The sequence below is a fragment of the Streptomyces sp. S063 genome (assembly GCF_002832675.1).
In the GTDB taxonomy this organism is placed as follows: Bacteria; Actinomycetota; Actinomycetes; order Streptomycetales; family Streptomycetaceae; genus Streptomyces; species Streptomyces sindenensis.
This window is the reverse complement of sequence record NZ_CP021707.1, coordinates 229,492-242,729: the sequence shown is the minus strand read 5'-3', so window position 1 is coordinate 242,729 and position 13,238 is coordinate 229,492. Positions and strand designations below refer to the sequence as shown.

Here is a 13,238-nt window from a genome sequence, read left to right as displayed (position 1 = left end):
GTCAGCCTCCGGTCATCGCTGCCCGCCGGTGCGGGGCGCCCGAGTCACCGACGAAGCTGTAGCAGGGCAGCGGACCCGCGATACGGATGTCGACATGGCTCCGGCGTGCACCGGCGAGCCGTTCTGCCGTCGTACGGAACCGTTCGCTGTGGCCGCGCGGGACGAGGAAGGACGTGTTCAGCGCACACCCCTGGACGTCGGGCCCCGCAGCGACCGCGCGAGCCAGCGGAGCGAGCTCGCGCAACACCGCTTTGCCCGCTTCGGCCGCACGTCGCGCCAGGGCGGAGGCCACTGCCTCGCCCAGCCGGACGCTGGCCTCATAACCGGGTCGTCTGCGTGCCGCGTCACGCAACCGCCGTACGGCGGCGTCCTCGGCCACCACGTCGGCGAGGGAGTCCTGTGCGGGCAGGGCCTTGACGTTGACCTCGACGTGCCCGTCGAGGTTCTTCAGGGTGGCGAGGTGACTCGTCTCCGCCAGGGCCAGCTGGGCGAGGAGAGCGTCCTCGTCCGGCGCCACCATGCCGAAACGCATCGGCAGAACGGGGCCGCTGTCCGCCAGATCCATCAGCAGGTCCTGGTGCGCCAGCAGATCCCGTCGCCGTGCGCGCAGCCGGGCCGGGGCGTCACTGACGACCGCGGCGATCCTCCCCGTACCGATGACGCGCAGGACGGCGGGGGGATCGCCCACGCCGCCCGCCCCTGCGGGGAGCTCGATTCCCTCGCCGACCACCGCGTAGACGTACAGTCCGTCGCCGTCCATGCTCAGGCCTCCGCTCGGCGGCGCCGGCTTGCGCCGCTGCCGCTGCGGGCCGGGGCGCGACGCTTCTTCGGGCGCTCGTCCTCTTCGTCCGCCTCGTCGTCGTGTCCCACCGCCTTGCGCAGGGAATCGCCCATCGACTCCGCGGCCTTGCGCACCTTGCGCTTGCCGACGGACTTCGCCACACCGCCGCTGAGCAGCTCGGGGACGGTCGTGCTGCCGGAGTCCCGTTCGAGGTCGAGCCGGTTGCACGCCTCGGCGAAGCGGAGGTAGGTGTCCACGCTGGCCACGACTATGCGGGCATCGATCTTGATGATCTCGATGCCGACCAGGGAGACCCGGACGAATACGTCGATCACCATGCCCCGGTCGAGAATGAGCTCCAGCACGTCGTACAAGGTGCCGGCCCGGGGCGGGCACGGAGCGACCTCGTCGGCGTAGGTCGTGGTGGTCGTTGCCATGGGGGTGGGTCCTTCCAGCTGTTCGGACGGTCTCGGATCACTCGTCTGCGGCACCGCGCCGGTAGCGACGGATCCGGCGGTACTCCTGGAGCTCTCCGGCCTTGTCCAGCTGCACCTCGTAGGAGGCGAGCAGGCTCGTCGTGTCCGGGATCCGGGGCACCTCGAGAACGTCCACGACCACGCACCAGCCGTCGTCGTCCGAACGCCGGACCGCGGAGACGCCTTCGGCGCGATGGCCGATCAGCCCCTCCAGGCTCTGGCAGGCGGCGCGAGCAGCGTGCTCGGGCCCCTTCTTGGGCGCGGTCTTCTTCCGGGCCCTGGTCGGGCTGGTCGCCCGCGCCGAACGTTGGTCTGCCATAGCGCCCAGTCTCGTCACATTCGCCCGCGCCGCATCTTGGGCGGACCGGTGTCGTGACACGTGCCGCAGGGCCTGTTCCCGGCGGAAAGCCCGGCGAGCCTGCATAACGACGCTGTCGGGGGTAGCCGCCGTCCATGGCCGACGAACAGCGCAGTGAGCAGGATTCCCCGCACGGGCCGGCCCCGGGCGGCCGCGGGGGGACGGAGCCGACGGAGGAAGGGGACAGGAGTGGGTCGAACGAGCCGAACGGGCCAGAGGCCCAGGTGGAGCGCGACGCGCCGGACGCGCCGACCGAACTGGGCAGGGCGTCGTGGTGGGCGGTCCTCAAACGGACGGCGAAGGAGTTTCAGCGCGACGAGCTGACCGACCGGGCCGCGGGGCTCACGTACTACGGAATTCTGTCGCTCTTCCCGGCTCTCCTGGTGCTGGTCTCGCTCCTCGGGATCGCGGGGGAGTCGACCACGCGGAAGGCGCTGGACAACGTCGAGAAGCTGGCGCCGGGAGCCGCCAAGGACGTGATGACGAGCGCCATCACCCAGTTGGAGGGCAGCGGCGGCACCGGTTCGGTGCTGGCGATCGTCGGCCTGCTGGGGGCGCTGTGGGTCGCCTCGGGCTATGTGGCGGCCTTCATGCGTGCGGCGAACTCGGTCTACGACCTGCCCGAGGGCCGCCCGCTGTGGAAGGTGTTGCCGGTACGCGTCGGGCTCACCCTGGTGCTCATGATCCTTGCCTGCGCCTGCGCTCTGATGGTGGTGCTGACCGGGGGAATCGCCCGTGAGCTCGGCGCCCTGCTGGGCATCGGCGACACGGCACTCCTGATCTGGTCGATCGCCAAGTGGCCCGCCCTCGTCGTCTGCGTGGCCGTCATACTGGCGGTCCTGTACTGGGCGGCCCCGAACGCCAAGGGGCGTGGCTTCGCCTTCGGCTCCCTGGGCAGTGCTCTGGCGCTGCTGATCTGGATGGCCGCCTCCACCGGGTTCGCGTTCTACGTCGCCAACTTCGGCTCGTACAACAAGACGTACGGAGCGCTGGCCGGCGTCATCGTCTTCCTGGTCTGGCTGTGGATCACCAACCTGGCGATCCTGCTGGGTCTGGAGTTCGACGCGGAGATGGCCCGCGAGCGCGCCATCCTGGGCGGCCACCCGCCGTTCGAGGAGCCCTACGTCGAACCTCGCGACACCCGTGCGTGGACCGACGAGGACCGTAGGGCCATGGGTGGGACAGGCCCCGCCAGCGACCTGCGGACCGACTGAACGCGCGACGCGCCCGTGGGCGTCAGGCGCGCCTCCACGGGCGGCGTTCGGTCCCTGCCAGGGCGCGGTCCAGGGCGGCCACGCCCAGGCAGGCCAGGACGATCTGGATGAGCCACTCGATCCAGTCGACGCCGCCCGTGGCGCCCACCCCCAGTACGGATGCCAGCAGCGAGCCCAGAAGCGCCGCGGCCATGCCGACGACAAGCGTCCACAGGACGCCGATGTGCTGCCGGCCGGGCAGGACGAGGCGCCCCAGCAGGCCGACCGCCGACCCGATGACCAGGGCGCTGACGAGTCCGGAGATTTCCATGGCCGACTCCTTCGTGTTCGTGGCGGACGTGTCCGCTCCGCGTACCCCGAAATGCGGTGCCCGACGTGCGCGTCGCCACCATTGACCGCTCCGTTCGCGCATACGTCCGGATCGCAGGGGCAGGCGAATGTCAGCCATGGACGACGGAGACCGATCAGCAAGCGGTTTTCCCCGGTGACAGGTGAAGGATGAGCACAGAGAAGAAGACCGATGAAGAGCACGACGGAAAGCGCGTCGACGTTCCTACCGCCATGCGGCAGGCCTCTGCGCAGCTCACGGAATTGCTCCAGTGCGAGCCGGGATCTGTTTCCGCGATGAAGGCCACCGACGACGGCTGGTCGGCGGACGTGGAAGTGGTCGAGCTGGAGAGGGTGCCGGACACCATGAGCGTGATGGCCTCCTACCGGGTTCAACTCGACCCACAGGGAAAGCTGTTGTCCTACGAGCGGCTGCGCCGCTATGCCAGGGGCCAGATCGATCGTCGCTGAATTCCGTCGTCGACGTAACTCGTCAGACGCAACGAAGATCACCGAAAGGAGTTCCCCATGACACTCGTCCAGCAGAGCAATGCGACGTCCGGTGGGAGCGGCTCGGGAAATCTCTACGACGTTCTTGAACTCATACTCGACCGAGGGCTCGTCATCGACGCGTTCGTTCGCGTCTCCCTGGTCGGTATCGAAATTCTCAAAATCGATGTGCGGGTGGTCGTCGCCAGTGTCGACACCTATCTGCGATTCGCCGAGGCCTGCAACCGGCTCGATCTGGAGTCCGGCCGCAAGGCGCCGAGTCAGCTCACCGATCTGGTCGGTGACATGACGGAGAACGGTGCCAAGGGCAAGTCCAAGGGTGCGCTCACCGGTGCCGTCGAGGCTTTCAGCGAGTCGTTGCAGGGCAAGCGCGAGGAGCCCGAGGAGGAGCCCCGCAAGCGCCCGGCCCGTAAGTCGACGTCCAGTCGGCAGTCCCAGCGAGGCGAGGAGTAACGGTGCCCACCTACATCTACGCCATCACCGGCGCTGACCACCCGCTGCCCCTCAACGGACTGCACGGCGTGGGGGACCCGCCCTCGGAGCTGCGCACCCTGCGCACCGACCTGCTGGCCGCGGTGGTCAGCGAGGCGCCTGACGGGCTCCGTGCCAAGCGACGCGATGTCATGGCCCATCAGAACGTCCTGGAGGCGCTGATGGCGGGCGGTGCGACCCTGCCCATGAGGTTCGGTCTGGTGGGCCCCGGTGACGACGAGGTCATCGCAGCCCTGGACCGTGAGGCGGACGCGTACCGGGAGCGGCTCGCACAACTGGACGGCCGGGTGGAGTACAACCTCAAGGCCGGCCGCGACGAGGACGACCTCCTCCGGGAGATCATGACCGAGTCCGACGAGATCCGGCAGCTCAACGAACGGACGCGCGCCCAGGGCAGCCACGACGACCGGGTCGCCCTGGGGGAGCTGGTGGCGCGCGAGGTGACCGCTCGCGGTCAGCGCGAGGCGGAGGACGTCGCCGCCCGGCTGGCAGACGCCGCCACCCACAGCTCGCACGCCGAGCCCGCCCCGCAGCAGTTCCTCAACCTGTCCTTTCTCGTGCCTCGGGCGGAGACCGACGCCTTCGTGGCCGCGGTCCAGCGCGAGGCGGAGGAGCGCGGCGACGCGTACTCCTTCACCCTGACGGGGCCGCTGCCGCCGTACAGCTTCGTCTGACCGCCGGGCCGAGGACTCACGCCGAGGACTCACGGAGCGGAGGTGACCCGGCCATGGGCCTCATCAGCGACCTTCTGACCTTGCCACTGGCCCCCGTACGGGGAACGGTCTGGGTCCTTGAACAGGTCGTGCACGCCGCCGAGGAGGAGTACTACGACCCCGAGCCGGTACGAGCCCGGCTCGCGCAGCTGGAGCAGGACCTGAACAACGGCCTCATCGACGCCGAGGAGTTCGACCGCCACGAGGACGAGTTGCTCGACCGGCTCGACGAGATCGAGGAGTACCGACAGAACGCACGGCAGGCGCCGTGACCATCAGCCGCAACCACACGTGTCCGGGGGAAGATCAGAGGTGCATCGCACATGACGAAGAACGCCAAGATAGGCGCCGCTCTGGTGGGGGGATACCTGCTGGGCCGCACGAAGAAGGCCAAACTCGCCCTGGGGTTCGGGATGTTCCTCGTCGGCAAGAAGTTCGATCTGGACCCCCGGCAGCTCGGCAGGACGCTGGCCAACTCTCCGGTCCTGGGGTCCCTGAACGACCAGGTGCGCAAGGAACTGGTGGACGCCACCAGGACCGCGGCCACCAAGGCCGTCACACAGCGGGCCGGCAGCCTGGCCGACTCGCTCCAGCAGCGCACCCGGGCGCTCGAGTCGGGCCCCGAGGCCGACGAAGAGGAACCGGACGATGACGACGAAGCCGGGGCGGGCCGGGACGAAGGGGATTCGGGCGAGGGCGAGAAGCGCAAGCGGGCCCCTCGCAAGACCGCTGCGTCCGGCTCCAAGCCCGCTTCGAAGAGCCGGTCCTCGTCGGGCGGCGGCCGGTCCGGGGGAGCGGGCAAGACCTCCGCCTCCGCGCGCAAGAGCACCGGTGCCGCACGCAAGACCGCCGCATCCGGCGGCCGCAAGGCCCGGGGAGGCGACGATGCCTGAATCCACACTCGGCGGTCTCAAGGACGACGTGGTCAAGAACCCGGCCACCGACCGGCTCAAGGAAGAACTGCAGAACTACGTCCGGGCCCGTGCCGAGCACGCGGTGACCCAGCTGGGGCACCGTCTCGGCGACTCGGTGTCCAAGCTCGCGGAGCCGGGCAGCGGGGGCGGCGCCCTCAAGGGCCTGGCCAAGGGCGGCCAGGCTCTCGGCGAAGGCAAATCCCCCGGACAGGCGGCCCTGAGCGCGGGTGCCTCCCACCTCAAGGACACCGTCAAGGACAAGGTCAAGGGATTGTTCGGCAAGGGGCGCAAGTCCGGCGGAGGGAAGTCCAAGAGCGTCACCATCGTCGAGGACATCGACGTCGGTGTGCCGGTCCGCGAGGCGTACGACCAGTGGAGCCAGTTCCAGGAGTTCAGCTCGTTCGCCAAGGGTGTCGTGAGCGTGGAGAAGGCCGACGACACCACCAGCAACTGGAAGGTGAAGGTCGCCAAGTCGACCCGCAGCTGGAAGGCGAACGTCACCGAGCAGGTGCCCGACGAACGCATCACCTGGACCACCGAAGGCGCCAAGGGCACCGTCAAGGGCGTGGTCACCTTCCACGCGATCACCGACGACCTGACCCGCGTCCTGCTGGTCCTCGAGTACTTCCCCAAGGGGCTGTTCGAGAAGACCGGCAACATCTGGCGGGCCCAGGGCCGTCGCGCCCGGCTCGACCTCAAGCTCTACCGCAAGTTCATCATGATGCGCGGCGAGGCGACCGACAGCTGGCGGGGCGAGATCCGTGACGGAGAGGTCGTCGTCGGGCACGACGAGGCGCTCGAAGAGGAGGAGGCCCAGAACGACGAGGGCACCGAGCCCGACGACGGCCCGCCCGACGACGCGTACGAGGACGAGCAGCCCCGCGACGAGGACGACGACCCCGAGGGCGACGATTCCGAGGACGACGACCTCGCGTACGAGGACGAAGAGCCGCAGGACGAGGAGTTCGTCGACGAGGACGCCGAGGACGAGCCCGGGGCCGAGGACGCCGAGGTCCTTGAGGACGACAAGCCGGTGGACGAGCTGGAGGAGCCCGCGGACGAGGACGCCGAGGAAGAGTACGACGACGAAGAGGCGGGCGACGAGACGGAGGAGGAGCCTCCGGCCCCCCGCTCCCGACGCCGTACGGCCGGCGCCGACCGGTGACCGGGCCCGTGCACAGACCCGCACCCACACCGTACGGAAAGGCGTGAGAGACCGTGTCCGATTCACTCGCCGGCCGTATGCCGGCCCCGCCCCGGGGGGCCGGCCCGGCATACGGGCAGCAGGGCTCGTCGGCCAACCTCGCCGACATCCTGGAAAGGGTGCTGGACAAGGGCATCGTCATCGCCGGTGACATCCAGATCAACCTGCTCGACATCGAACTGCTCACCATCAAGCTCCGCCTGCTCGTCGCCTCCGTGGACAAGGCCAAGGAGATGGGCATCGACTGGTGGGAGCACGACCCCTCCCTCTCCTCACGGGCCCGCCCCGCGCAGGGGACCGGGAGCCACCCCGCGCGGGAGGCCGAGGCCGGCGCCGGAAGGGACGCGCTGGCCGAGGAGAACGAGCAACTGCGTGCCGAGCTGGCCCGTCTGCGGTCGGCCGCCGGGCTTCCGGGCTCCGCCGCGGCCGACGCCCAGGCGGCCCCCGCCGAGGAGGAGCGACGATGAACACCGAATGGGACGCACCTGTCGGCGCCCCGGGCGGGGGCGCCGGGGAGATGAGTTACGTCTACGCGGTCGGCCGTGAGGGCCCCGCCCTGGACGGACTCGCCGCCCGGCTGCCGGGAGTGGACGGCCGGCCCCTGCGCCCTGTCGAGGGGGGCGGGCTGTGCGCCCTCGTCTCCGGCGTGCCGTCGGACACGTTCAGCCAGCAGGGCCTGACCGCGCAGATGGAGGACCTGGACCGGCTCGAAGCGGTGGCCCGGGCCCACCACGCGGTGGTGGACGCCGCGTTCGCGGAGACCTCCGTGCTGCCGATGCGGCTGGCCACGGTCTATCTGGACGACACCCGGGTGGCCGACATGATGGTCAGGCAACGCAGCGAATTCCGGGAGCTGTTGAGCCGCCTGGAGGGGCACGTGGAGCTGGGGTGAAGGTCTACGCCGATCCCCGCGCGGCCGCCGCCCCGGCGCCGGCCGCGGTGACACCGTCGGGTGCCGGGGCGGGCCGCGCCTATCTGCGGCAGCGTCAGGCACAACAGCGCGACAGCCAGGACACCTACCGGGCGGCATCCGAACTGGCAGCCCGTGCCGCGCGACTCGCGGAGGGAGTGGCCGCCTCACGGGCGGTGCACCGCCCGCAGCAGGGGCAACTCGCCTCCCGGCCCGGGGTGAACGTCGCCAACGAGGCCTATCTCGTCCCCGAGAGCACACGGAGCGGTTCCGCCGGGAGCTCTCCGCACTGGCCGAGGACGTACCCGGGGTGGCGGTCGAGGTGACAGGACCGTGGGCGCCCTACTCCTTCGCGACCGCCGTCACGGCGGAGGGTGCGGACGGCGGTGGCCCACGGTGAGCACGGACTTCATCGGCGGCGTTCTCGGCGAGAGCGAGCCCCGGGGCGGCCCGCCCGTCGCGCTGATCGACCTCCTGGACCGCCTGCTGAACGGCGGGGCCGTCCTCACCGGGGACCTCGTCCTGTCCATCGCCGACGTGGACCTGGTCCACATCAACCTGCGAGCGGTGATCCGGTCGATCACCGGTGAGGAGCCGGGGCCGTGGTGAGGCCGTTCACCGGTTACGCACCCGAGCGAAGCAACCCGGCGAGGAGGGGAACCCGATGACCGAGGACGACCGAGCGCGAGGCCCGGCGGGCGTGCCTGCCCTCGCGGCCGAGGAGGTGGCGCGTGCCGCGGCGCAGGCGTTCGGGCTCAGCCCCGCGCGGCCGGACGACCACCACACCTCGGCGGCGGCCCAGCGTCTGCACACCGATCCGGACACCGTGGAGCGGGACCTCGTCAAGCTGGTGCTCACCATCGTCGAGCTGCTCCGCCAGCTGATGGAGCGCACCGCGATCCACCGCGTCGACCAGGGCGACCTGAGCGAGCTCCAGGAGGAGCGGATCGGGATGACACTGATGATCCTGCACGAACGCATGACGGAACTGTGCGACCGCTACGACCTCACGATGGACGACCTCAATCTCGACCTCGGGCCGCTCGGTTCACTGCTGCCGCACAACGGCGCCTGAACGGCGCGGGCCCAGGTTTCATCACACGACGCAAGGCAAGGAGGAGGCCATGACCACTGACGACAAGGACGCAAAGAACTCCACCCCGAGCAAGGGGAGGACCGCCACCGCCCGCAAGTCGGCCGCCTCGGCCCGCAAGACGGCCGGCGCCACCGCGGAGAAGGCCGGCAAGCAGGCCGACACGAAGGCCGACGAGGCGCTGTCCGCGGCCGAGGGCGCCAAGGACACGGCCGGGAGCGCCAAGGACGCGGCTTCGGACAGCGCGCGGTCGGCCGGCGAGACCACCCGGCGGGTCGGCCGTGCCGCGGCCGCCGGGCTCCAGAGCGGGCAGCAGGCCGTGACCGCCAACGCGGCCAAGGCCGCGAGTGCGGCCACCACGGCCTGGGCGGTCGTCAAGCACCGGAAGGCGGTCGCCGCCGGAGCCGCGGCGGGTGTGGCCGGTGTCGCCGGAGCGGCGTTCGCCATCGGACGTTCGACCGCGAAGCCTCCGACGGGCCCCCTGACCCGACTGGCGCGCGGACGGATCTGACAGCGGAAACGGAAGAACGCCGGGCAGGTGCCTGGACGTGGGGCGGGGCCGGAGAAGATCTTCTCCGGCCCCGCCCCACGTCCAGGCACCTGCCTTTCCCGTCCGCCCTGCCTCCACGCCCTCGATTCGAACGAATATGCGAACATGGGGGTAGAGTGCTTCTTCCTCATCCTGATGAATCGGATGAGATGGCAGAGATCCGTAAAGGGGGGTCATGGGCAACAGGAGGTGTGTATGTCGTTTACGCACCTCCATGCTGCGAGCGGCTATTCGCTGCGGTACGGGGCCAGCCACCCGTCCGCACTGGCCGAGCGGGCCGCCGAGCGGGGCCTCGACGCCCTGGCGCTGACCGACCGGGACTCCCTGGCGGGCGCGGTGCGCTTCGCCAAGGCGTGTGCGGAGGCCGGGATCCGGCCGCTGTTCGGCGTCGATCTTGCGGTGCCCGGCATGCCGGCGTCCGACCCCGGGCCGGTGAAACGGCAGCGGACCGCTCCCTCCGGGGCGGTGCGTTCGTCGCCGAGGCACCGCAGCGCGCGGTGTTCCTGGCCCGCACCGAACGCGGCTGGGCCGAGCTGTGCCGGCTGGTGACGGCGGCATCGGACCAGGGCGTCACCTGGGAGGACCTGTCCTGTCCGGACGACGAGCTGTTCGTCCTCCTGGGGGCGGACTCCGAGGTGGGGCAGGCGCTGGCCGCGGGGCGGCCGGACCGGGCCGCGACCCTGCTGGGCCCCTGGCGGACCCGGTTCGGCCGGTCGTTGCGCATCGCGACGTCCTGGCACGGGCGGTCCGGCACCGGCCCGGGATCGCTGCGGCTGGCCGCGCGCATGCTGGGCTTCGCCACCGAGCAGCAGGTGACCCCGGTGCTCACCAACGCCGTGCGCTACGCCGACCCGGACCGGGGCGAGGTCGCCGACATCCTGGACTCCGCCCGTCTGCTGGTACCGATCGACGCCCGTGACGCGTCCCGGCTCGACACCGGGCAGCGGTGGCTGAAGGACAGCGGGGAGATGGAGCGGGTCGCCGGGCGGATCGCGGAGGCCGCGGGCGGCCGGAGCGAGGACGCGCGGCGGCTGCTCGCGGCCACCGAGGAGACGGCCGAGGCCTGCGTGGTCGATCCGGGCGGCGCGTTCGGGCTCGGCCGGCTGAACCTGCCCGAGCCCGAGCTCGTCGGCGCGAGCGCCGATACGGCGGACCGGGCGCTCGCGGACCGGTGCGCGGCGGGCATGCTCGGCCGCGGCTACCACCGAGAGGGGGAGCGCTGGGACCGGCTGGAGGACGAGTTGCGGATCATCGCCGGGCACGGCTTCGCCGGATACTTCCTGACCGTCGCCGAGGTCGCGGCACAGGCCCGGCGGCTCGGCATCCGGGTGGCCGCGCGCGGCTCGGGCGTGGGCTCGCTGGTCACGCATCTGCTGGGGATCAGCCCGGTCGACCCGGTGGCGCACGGCCTGGTGATGGAGCGCTTCCTGTCCGAGCACCGCTCCGCCCTGCCCGATATCGACCTGGACGTCGAGTCGGCCCGCCGCCTGGAGGTCTACCAGGCGGTACGGGGGCGGTTCGGGGCCGACCGGGTGGCGACGCTCGCCGTCTACAAGACGTACCGGGCACGCGGGGCGATCGAGGTCGTGGCCCGCGCCCGCGGCATGGCCCCGGACCGGGCGGCCCGGCTGGGCAAGGCGTTCCCGCACATCCGGGCCAAGGACGTGCGGGCCGCCCTCGCCGAGCTGCCGGAGCTGCGCGAGGTCGCCGCCGAGGACCACGGCCGGCTCTGGGAGCTGGTGGAGGCGCTCGACGAGCTGCCGTTCGAGGCGGCGATGCACCCGTGCGGGCTGCTCGTCTCCGACGCGGCGCTGGGGCGGCGTACCCCGATGGCGCCGACCACCGTGGAGAACATCGCCATGTCCCAGTTCGACAAGGAGGACATCGAGGACACCGGACACCCCAAGATCGATGTCATCGGCGTACGGATGCAGTCGGCGCTCGCCCACGCGGCCGCCGAGATCGAACGCGTCACCGGTGAACCCGTCGACCTGGACGATCCCGCACAGGTGCCGCCGGACGACCCGGCCACGTACGACCTGATCTCCTCCGGGGACACTCTGGGCACCTTCCAGCTGGAGAGTCCCGGACAGCGGGAGCTGGTGCGGAACCTGCGGCCGCGGTCGTTCGGCGACCTGGCGCTCGACATCAGCCTGTTCCGGCCCGGACCGGTCGCGGCCGCCATGGTGGAACCGTTGATCAAGGCCAGGGAAAGCGGGGGCGGAACCCGTTACGCGCACCGCGACCTGCGGGAGATCCTGGCGGAGACCGAGGGGCAGGTGGTCTACCACGAGCAGGTGATCCAGATCATGGCGACGATGACCGGCTGCGACCGGGGCATGGCGGACGAGGCCCGCCGCGCCCTGTCCGTTCCCGAGCGGCAGGGCCGGGTCCGCGCCTGGTTCGCCGACCGGGCGCGCGGGCGCGGCTACTCGGTCCAGGTCGTACGGGACGTGTGGAAGACCCTGGAGAACTTCGGCAGCTTCGGCTTCGCCAAGGCGCACGCCGCTGCCTTCGCGCAGCCCGCCTACCAGTCGAGCTGGCTCAAGGCCCACCGGATGGCGGCCCTGCTCGCGGGGCTGCTCACGCACGACCCGGGGATGTATCACAAGCGGGTCCTGGCGGCGGACGCCCGGCGCCACGGGGTGCCGTTGCTGCTGCCCGACGTCAACCGTTCCCAGGTCGCACACATAATCGAACTGGTGTCTGGTAAATGGGGGGTGCGGATCGGTCTCGCGCAGGTGCGCGGCATCACCGAGGCCGAGAGCGGACGCATCGTGGCCGGGCAGCCGTACGCCTCGGTCGAGGATTTCTGGCAGCGCGCCCGGCCCAGCCGCCCGCTGGCCGAACGCCTCGCCCGGGTCGGCGCGTTGAGCGCGTTCGGGACCCGCCGCGAGCTGTTGCTGAAGGTCGCCGAGCTGCACCGCGCGGGGCGCGGCGCGGGCGGATCCGCCGCCGGTCAGCTCCCCATGGCGGAGGTGGGGAGTGCACAGGACGCGGGCAGTGCGGAGAACGCCCCCGGGGCGGAGGACGACAACGCGGCCGACGCCGTCACGGGTCTGCCGGCCATGGACGCGTCCGAACAGCTCGCCGCCGAACTCGACGTCCTCGGCATGGACATCTCCCCCACCTCCTCGACGAGCACCGCTCCCTGCTCGCCGACATCGGCGCGACCCCCGCCGCCGATCTGGCGGGCCTCCGGCACGGTTCCACCGTGCTCGTCGCCGGCGTCAAGGTCGCCACCCAGACCCGCCGATCCGCTCCGGCAAGCGGGTCATCTTCGCCACCCTGGACGACCCCACCGGCCTGTCCGACCTGGCGTTCTTCGAGGACAGCCACGGGCGTTGCGCCCATACGGTGTTCCACAGCAGCCTGCTGCTCGTACGCGGCACCCTTGCCCGCCGTCCGCCCCGCGCCTTCAGCATCACCGGCACGGCCGCCTGGAACCTGGCCGAGCTGATCGACCTGTACCGAGAGGGCGGCCCCGCCGCCGTCGCCGACCGGCTCACCCGCGCCGATTCCGCCCCGCGCCGATCCGCGCCCCGCCGCACCCTCATCCAGCCGAACGGCTACGCCCTGCACCCCTGGGCCGACCTCCAGCCGCCCGGCGCACCCGCCTCGGCCGGCCTGCCCGCCCTCGACGCGCTCGACGGGCGGTCCTTCCACCACGCGAGCCCCGGAAGCGCGGGGTGACCG

The 13,238-nt window shown here is 71.3% G+C and carries 15 protein-coding genes and 2 pseudogenes; 13 read left to right on the top strand and 4 right to left on the bottom strand.

Annotated features, from left to right (window positions below):
• Position 1: 1 nt before the first annotated feature.
• From CCZ36_RS01110 to CCZ36_RS01100, 3 genes are read right to left on the bottom strand one after another with little or no spacing between them, the layout of a single operon-like run.
• Positions 2 to 760, bottom strand: coding sequence for a GvpL/GvpF family gas vesicle protein (locus CCZ36_RS01110; RefSeq protein ID WP_128816875.1), 759 nt, complete (start codon positions 758 to 760; stop codon positions 2 to 4).
• A 2-nt stretch (positions 761 to 762) separates the two neighbouring features.
• A complete protein-coding gene (gvpJ, locus tag CCZ36_RS01105) occupies positions 763 to 1,218 on the bottom strand; it encodes a gas vesicle protein GvpJ (protein WP_128816874.1) in 456 nt (151 codons plus the stop codon).
• Between the two features lie 37 nt (positions 1,219 to 1,255).
• Complete coding sequence (locus CCZ36_RS01100) at positions 1,256 to 1,576, bottom strand: gas vesicle protein GvpO (RefSeq protein WP_069741967.1); 321 nt, start codon at positions 1,574 to 1,576, stop codon at positions 1,256 to 1,258.
• 134 nt (positions 1,577 to 1,710) lie between these two features.
• Here CCZ36_RS01100 and CCZ36_RS01095 point away from each other — a divergent pair, with 134 nt between their 5' ends.
• Positions 1,711 to 2,829 carry a YihY/virulence factor BrkB family protein gene (locus tag CCZ36_RS01095; protein ID WP_128816873.1) on the top strand — a complete coding sequence of 373 codons (1,119 nt, stop codon included), beginning with the start codon at positions 1,711 to 1,713 and terminating at the stop codon, positions 2,827 to 2,829.
• A gap of 22 nt (positions 2,830 to 2,851) precedes the next feature.
• Here CCZ36_RS01095 and CCZ36_RS01090 read toward each other — a convergent pair whose 3' ends face one another.
• Entirely contained in the window at positions 2,852 to 3,139 is a 288-nt protein-coding gene (locus tag CCZ36_RS01090; protein ID WP_069735147.1) for a GlsB/YeaQ/YmgE family stress response membrane protein, read from the bottom strand.
• 188 nt (positions 3,140 to 3,327) lie between these two features.
• Here CCZ36_RS01090 and CCZ36_RS01085 point away from each other — a divergent pair, with 188 nt between their 5' ends.
• The 12 genes and pseudogenes from CCZ36_RS01085 to dnaE all read left to right on the top strand — a co-directional run bounded on the left by CCZ36_RS01085 (position 3,328) and on the right by dnaE (position 13,235).
• Positions 3,328 to 3,627: a gas vesicle protein GvpO gene (locus CCZ36_RS01085; protein ID WP_069735146.1), complete on the top strand. Its 300-nt coding sequence runs from the start codon at positions 3,328 to 3,330 to the stop codon at positions 3,625 to 3,627.
• Positions 3,628 to 3,684: 57 nt separating this feature from the next.
• Positions 3,685 to 4,119, top strand: a complete 435-nt coding sequence (locus CCZ36_RS01080) for a gas vesicle structural protein GvpA (protein WP_069735145.1) — start codon at positions 3,685 to 3,687, stop codon at positions 4,117 to 4,119.
• Positions 4,120 to 4,121: 2 nt separating this feature from the next.
• Entirely contained in the window at positions 4,122 to 4,832 is a 711-nt protein-coding gene (locus CCZ36_RS01075; protein ID WP_128816872.1) for a GvpL/GvpF family gas vesicle protein, read from the top strand.
• Between the two features lie 53 nt (positions 4,833 to 4,885).
• Complete coding sequence (locus CCZ36_RS01070; protein WP_128816871.1) at positions 4,886 to 5,143, top strand: gas vesicle protein GvpG; 258 nt, start codon at positions 4,886 to 4,888, stop codon at positions 5,141 to 5,143.
• 51 nt (positions 5,144 to 5,194) lie between these two features.
• Positions 5,195 to 5,764 carry a hypothetical protein gene (locus CCZ36_RS01065; protein WP_069735142.1) on the top strand — a complete coding sequence of 190 codons (570 nt, stop codon included), beginning with the start codon at positions 5,195 to 5,197 and terminating at the stop codon, positions 5,762 to 5,764.
• Positions 5,757 to 6,950 (top strand): SRPBCC family protein, encoded by a 1,194-nt coding sequence (locus CCZ36_RS01060; protein ID WP_128816870.1) that lies wholly within the window; start codon positions 5,757 to 5,759, stop codon positions 6,948 to 6,950. Before CCZ36_RS01065 ends, CCZ36_RS01060 begins: the two co-directional genes overlap by 8 nt.
• A 53-nt stretch (positions 6,951 to 7,003) precedes the next feature.
• Entirely contained in the window at positions 7,004 to 7,456 is a 453-nt protein-coding gene (locus CCZ36_RS01055) for a gas vesicle protein (RefSeq protein WP_069735140.1), read from the top strand.
• A pseudogene (locus CCZ36_RS36840) lies at positions 7,453 to 8,299 on the top strand (GvpL/GvpF family gas vesicle protein). Before CCZ36_RS01055 ends, CCZ36_RS36840 begins: the two are co-directional and overlap by 4 nt.
• The gene (locus tag CCZ36_RS01035; RefSeq protein ID WP_128816867.1) at positions 8,296 to 8,508 is read left to right on the top strand and encodes a gas vesicle protein; all 213 of its coding nucleotides are present in this window, start codon (positions 8,296 to 8,298) and stop codon (positions 8,506 to 8,508) included. Before CCZ36_RS36840 ends, CCZ36_RS01035 begins: the two are co-directional and overlap by 4 nt.
• A 55-nt stretch (positions 8,509 to 8,563) precedes the next feature.
• Positions 8,564 to 8,974, top strand: a complete 411-nt coding sequence (locus CCZ36_RS01030) for a gas vesicle protein K (protein ID WP_069741961.1) — start codon at positions 8,564 to 8,566, stop codon at positions 8,972 to 8,974.
• 49 nt (positions 8,975 to 9,023) lie between these two features.
• Positions 9,024 to 9,503, top strand: a complete 480-nt coding sequence (locus CCZ36_RS01025; RefSeq protein ID WP_128816866.1) for a hypothetical protein — start codon at positions 9,024 to 9,026, stop codon at positions 9,501 to 9,503.
• A gap of 234 nt (positions 9,504 to 9,737) precedes the next feature.
• Positions 9,738 to 13,235 (top strand): annotated as a pseudogene (dnaE, locus tag CCZ36_RS01020) (DNA polymerase III subunit alpha).
• Positions 13,236 to 13,238: the final 3 nt, after the last annotated feature.

What these genes read in the sequence shown, in the direction of transcription:
- CCZ36_RS01110 (WP_128816875.1), bottom strand. Translation starts at nt 760, where the DNA reads ATGGACGGCGACGGACTGTACGTCTACGCGGTGGTCGGCGAGGGAATC.
- gvpJ (WP_128816874.1), bottom strand. Translation starts at nt 1,218, where the DNA reads ATGGCAACGACCACCACGACCTACGCCGACGAGGTCGCTCCGTGCCCG.
- CCZ36_RS01100 (WP_069741967.1), bottom strand. Translation starts at nt 1,576, where the DNA reads ATGGCAGACCAACGTTCGGCGCGGGCGACCAGCCCGACCAGGGCCCGG.
- CCZ36_RS01095 (WP_128816873.1), top strand. Translation starts at nt 1,711, where the DNA reads ATGGCCGACGAACAGCGCAGTGAGCAGGATTCCCCGCACGGGCCGGCC.
- CCZ36_RS01090 (WP_069735147.1), bottom strand. Translation starts at nt 3,139, where the DNA reads ATGGAAATCTCCGGACTCGTCAGCGCCCTGGTCATCGGGTCGGCGGTC.
- CCZ36_RS01085 (WP_069735146.1), top strand. Translation starts at nt 3,328, where the DNA reads ATGAGCACAGAGAAGAAGACCGATGAAGAGCACGACGGAAAGCGCGTC.
- CCZ36_RS01080 (WP_069735145.1), top strand. Translation starts at nt 3,685, where the DNA reads ATGACACTCGTCCAGCAGAGCAATGCGACGTCCGGTGGGAGCGGCTCG.
- CCZ36_RS01070 (WP_128816871.1), top strand. Translation starts at nt 4,886, where the DNA reads ATGGGCCTCATCAGCGACCTTCTGACCTTGCCACTGGCCCCCGTACGG.
- CCZ36_RS01065 (WP_069735142.1), top strand. Translation starts at nt 5,195, where the DNA reads ATGACGAAGAACGCCAAGATAGGCGCCGCTCTGGTGGGGGGATACCTG.
- CCZ36_RS01060 (WP_128816870.1), top strand. Translation starts at nt 5,757, where the DNA reads ATGCCTGAATCCACACTCGGCGGTCTCAAGGACGACGTGGTCAAGAAC.
- CCZ36_RS01030 (WP_069741961.1), top strand. Translation starts at nt 8,564, where the DNA reads ATGACCGAGGACGACCGAGCGCGAGGCCCGGCGGGCGTGCCTGCCCTC.
- CCZ36_RS01025 (WP_128816866.1), top strand. Translation starts at nt 9,024, where the DNA reads ATGACCACTGACGACAAGGACGCAAAGAACTCCACCCCGAGCAAGGGG.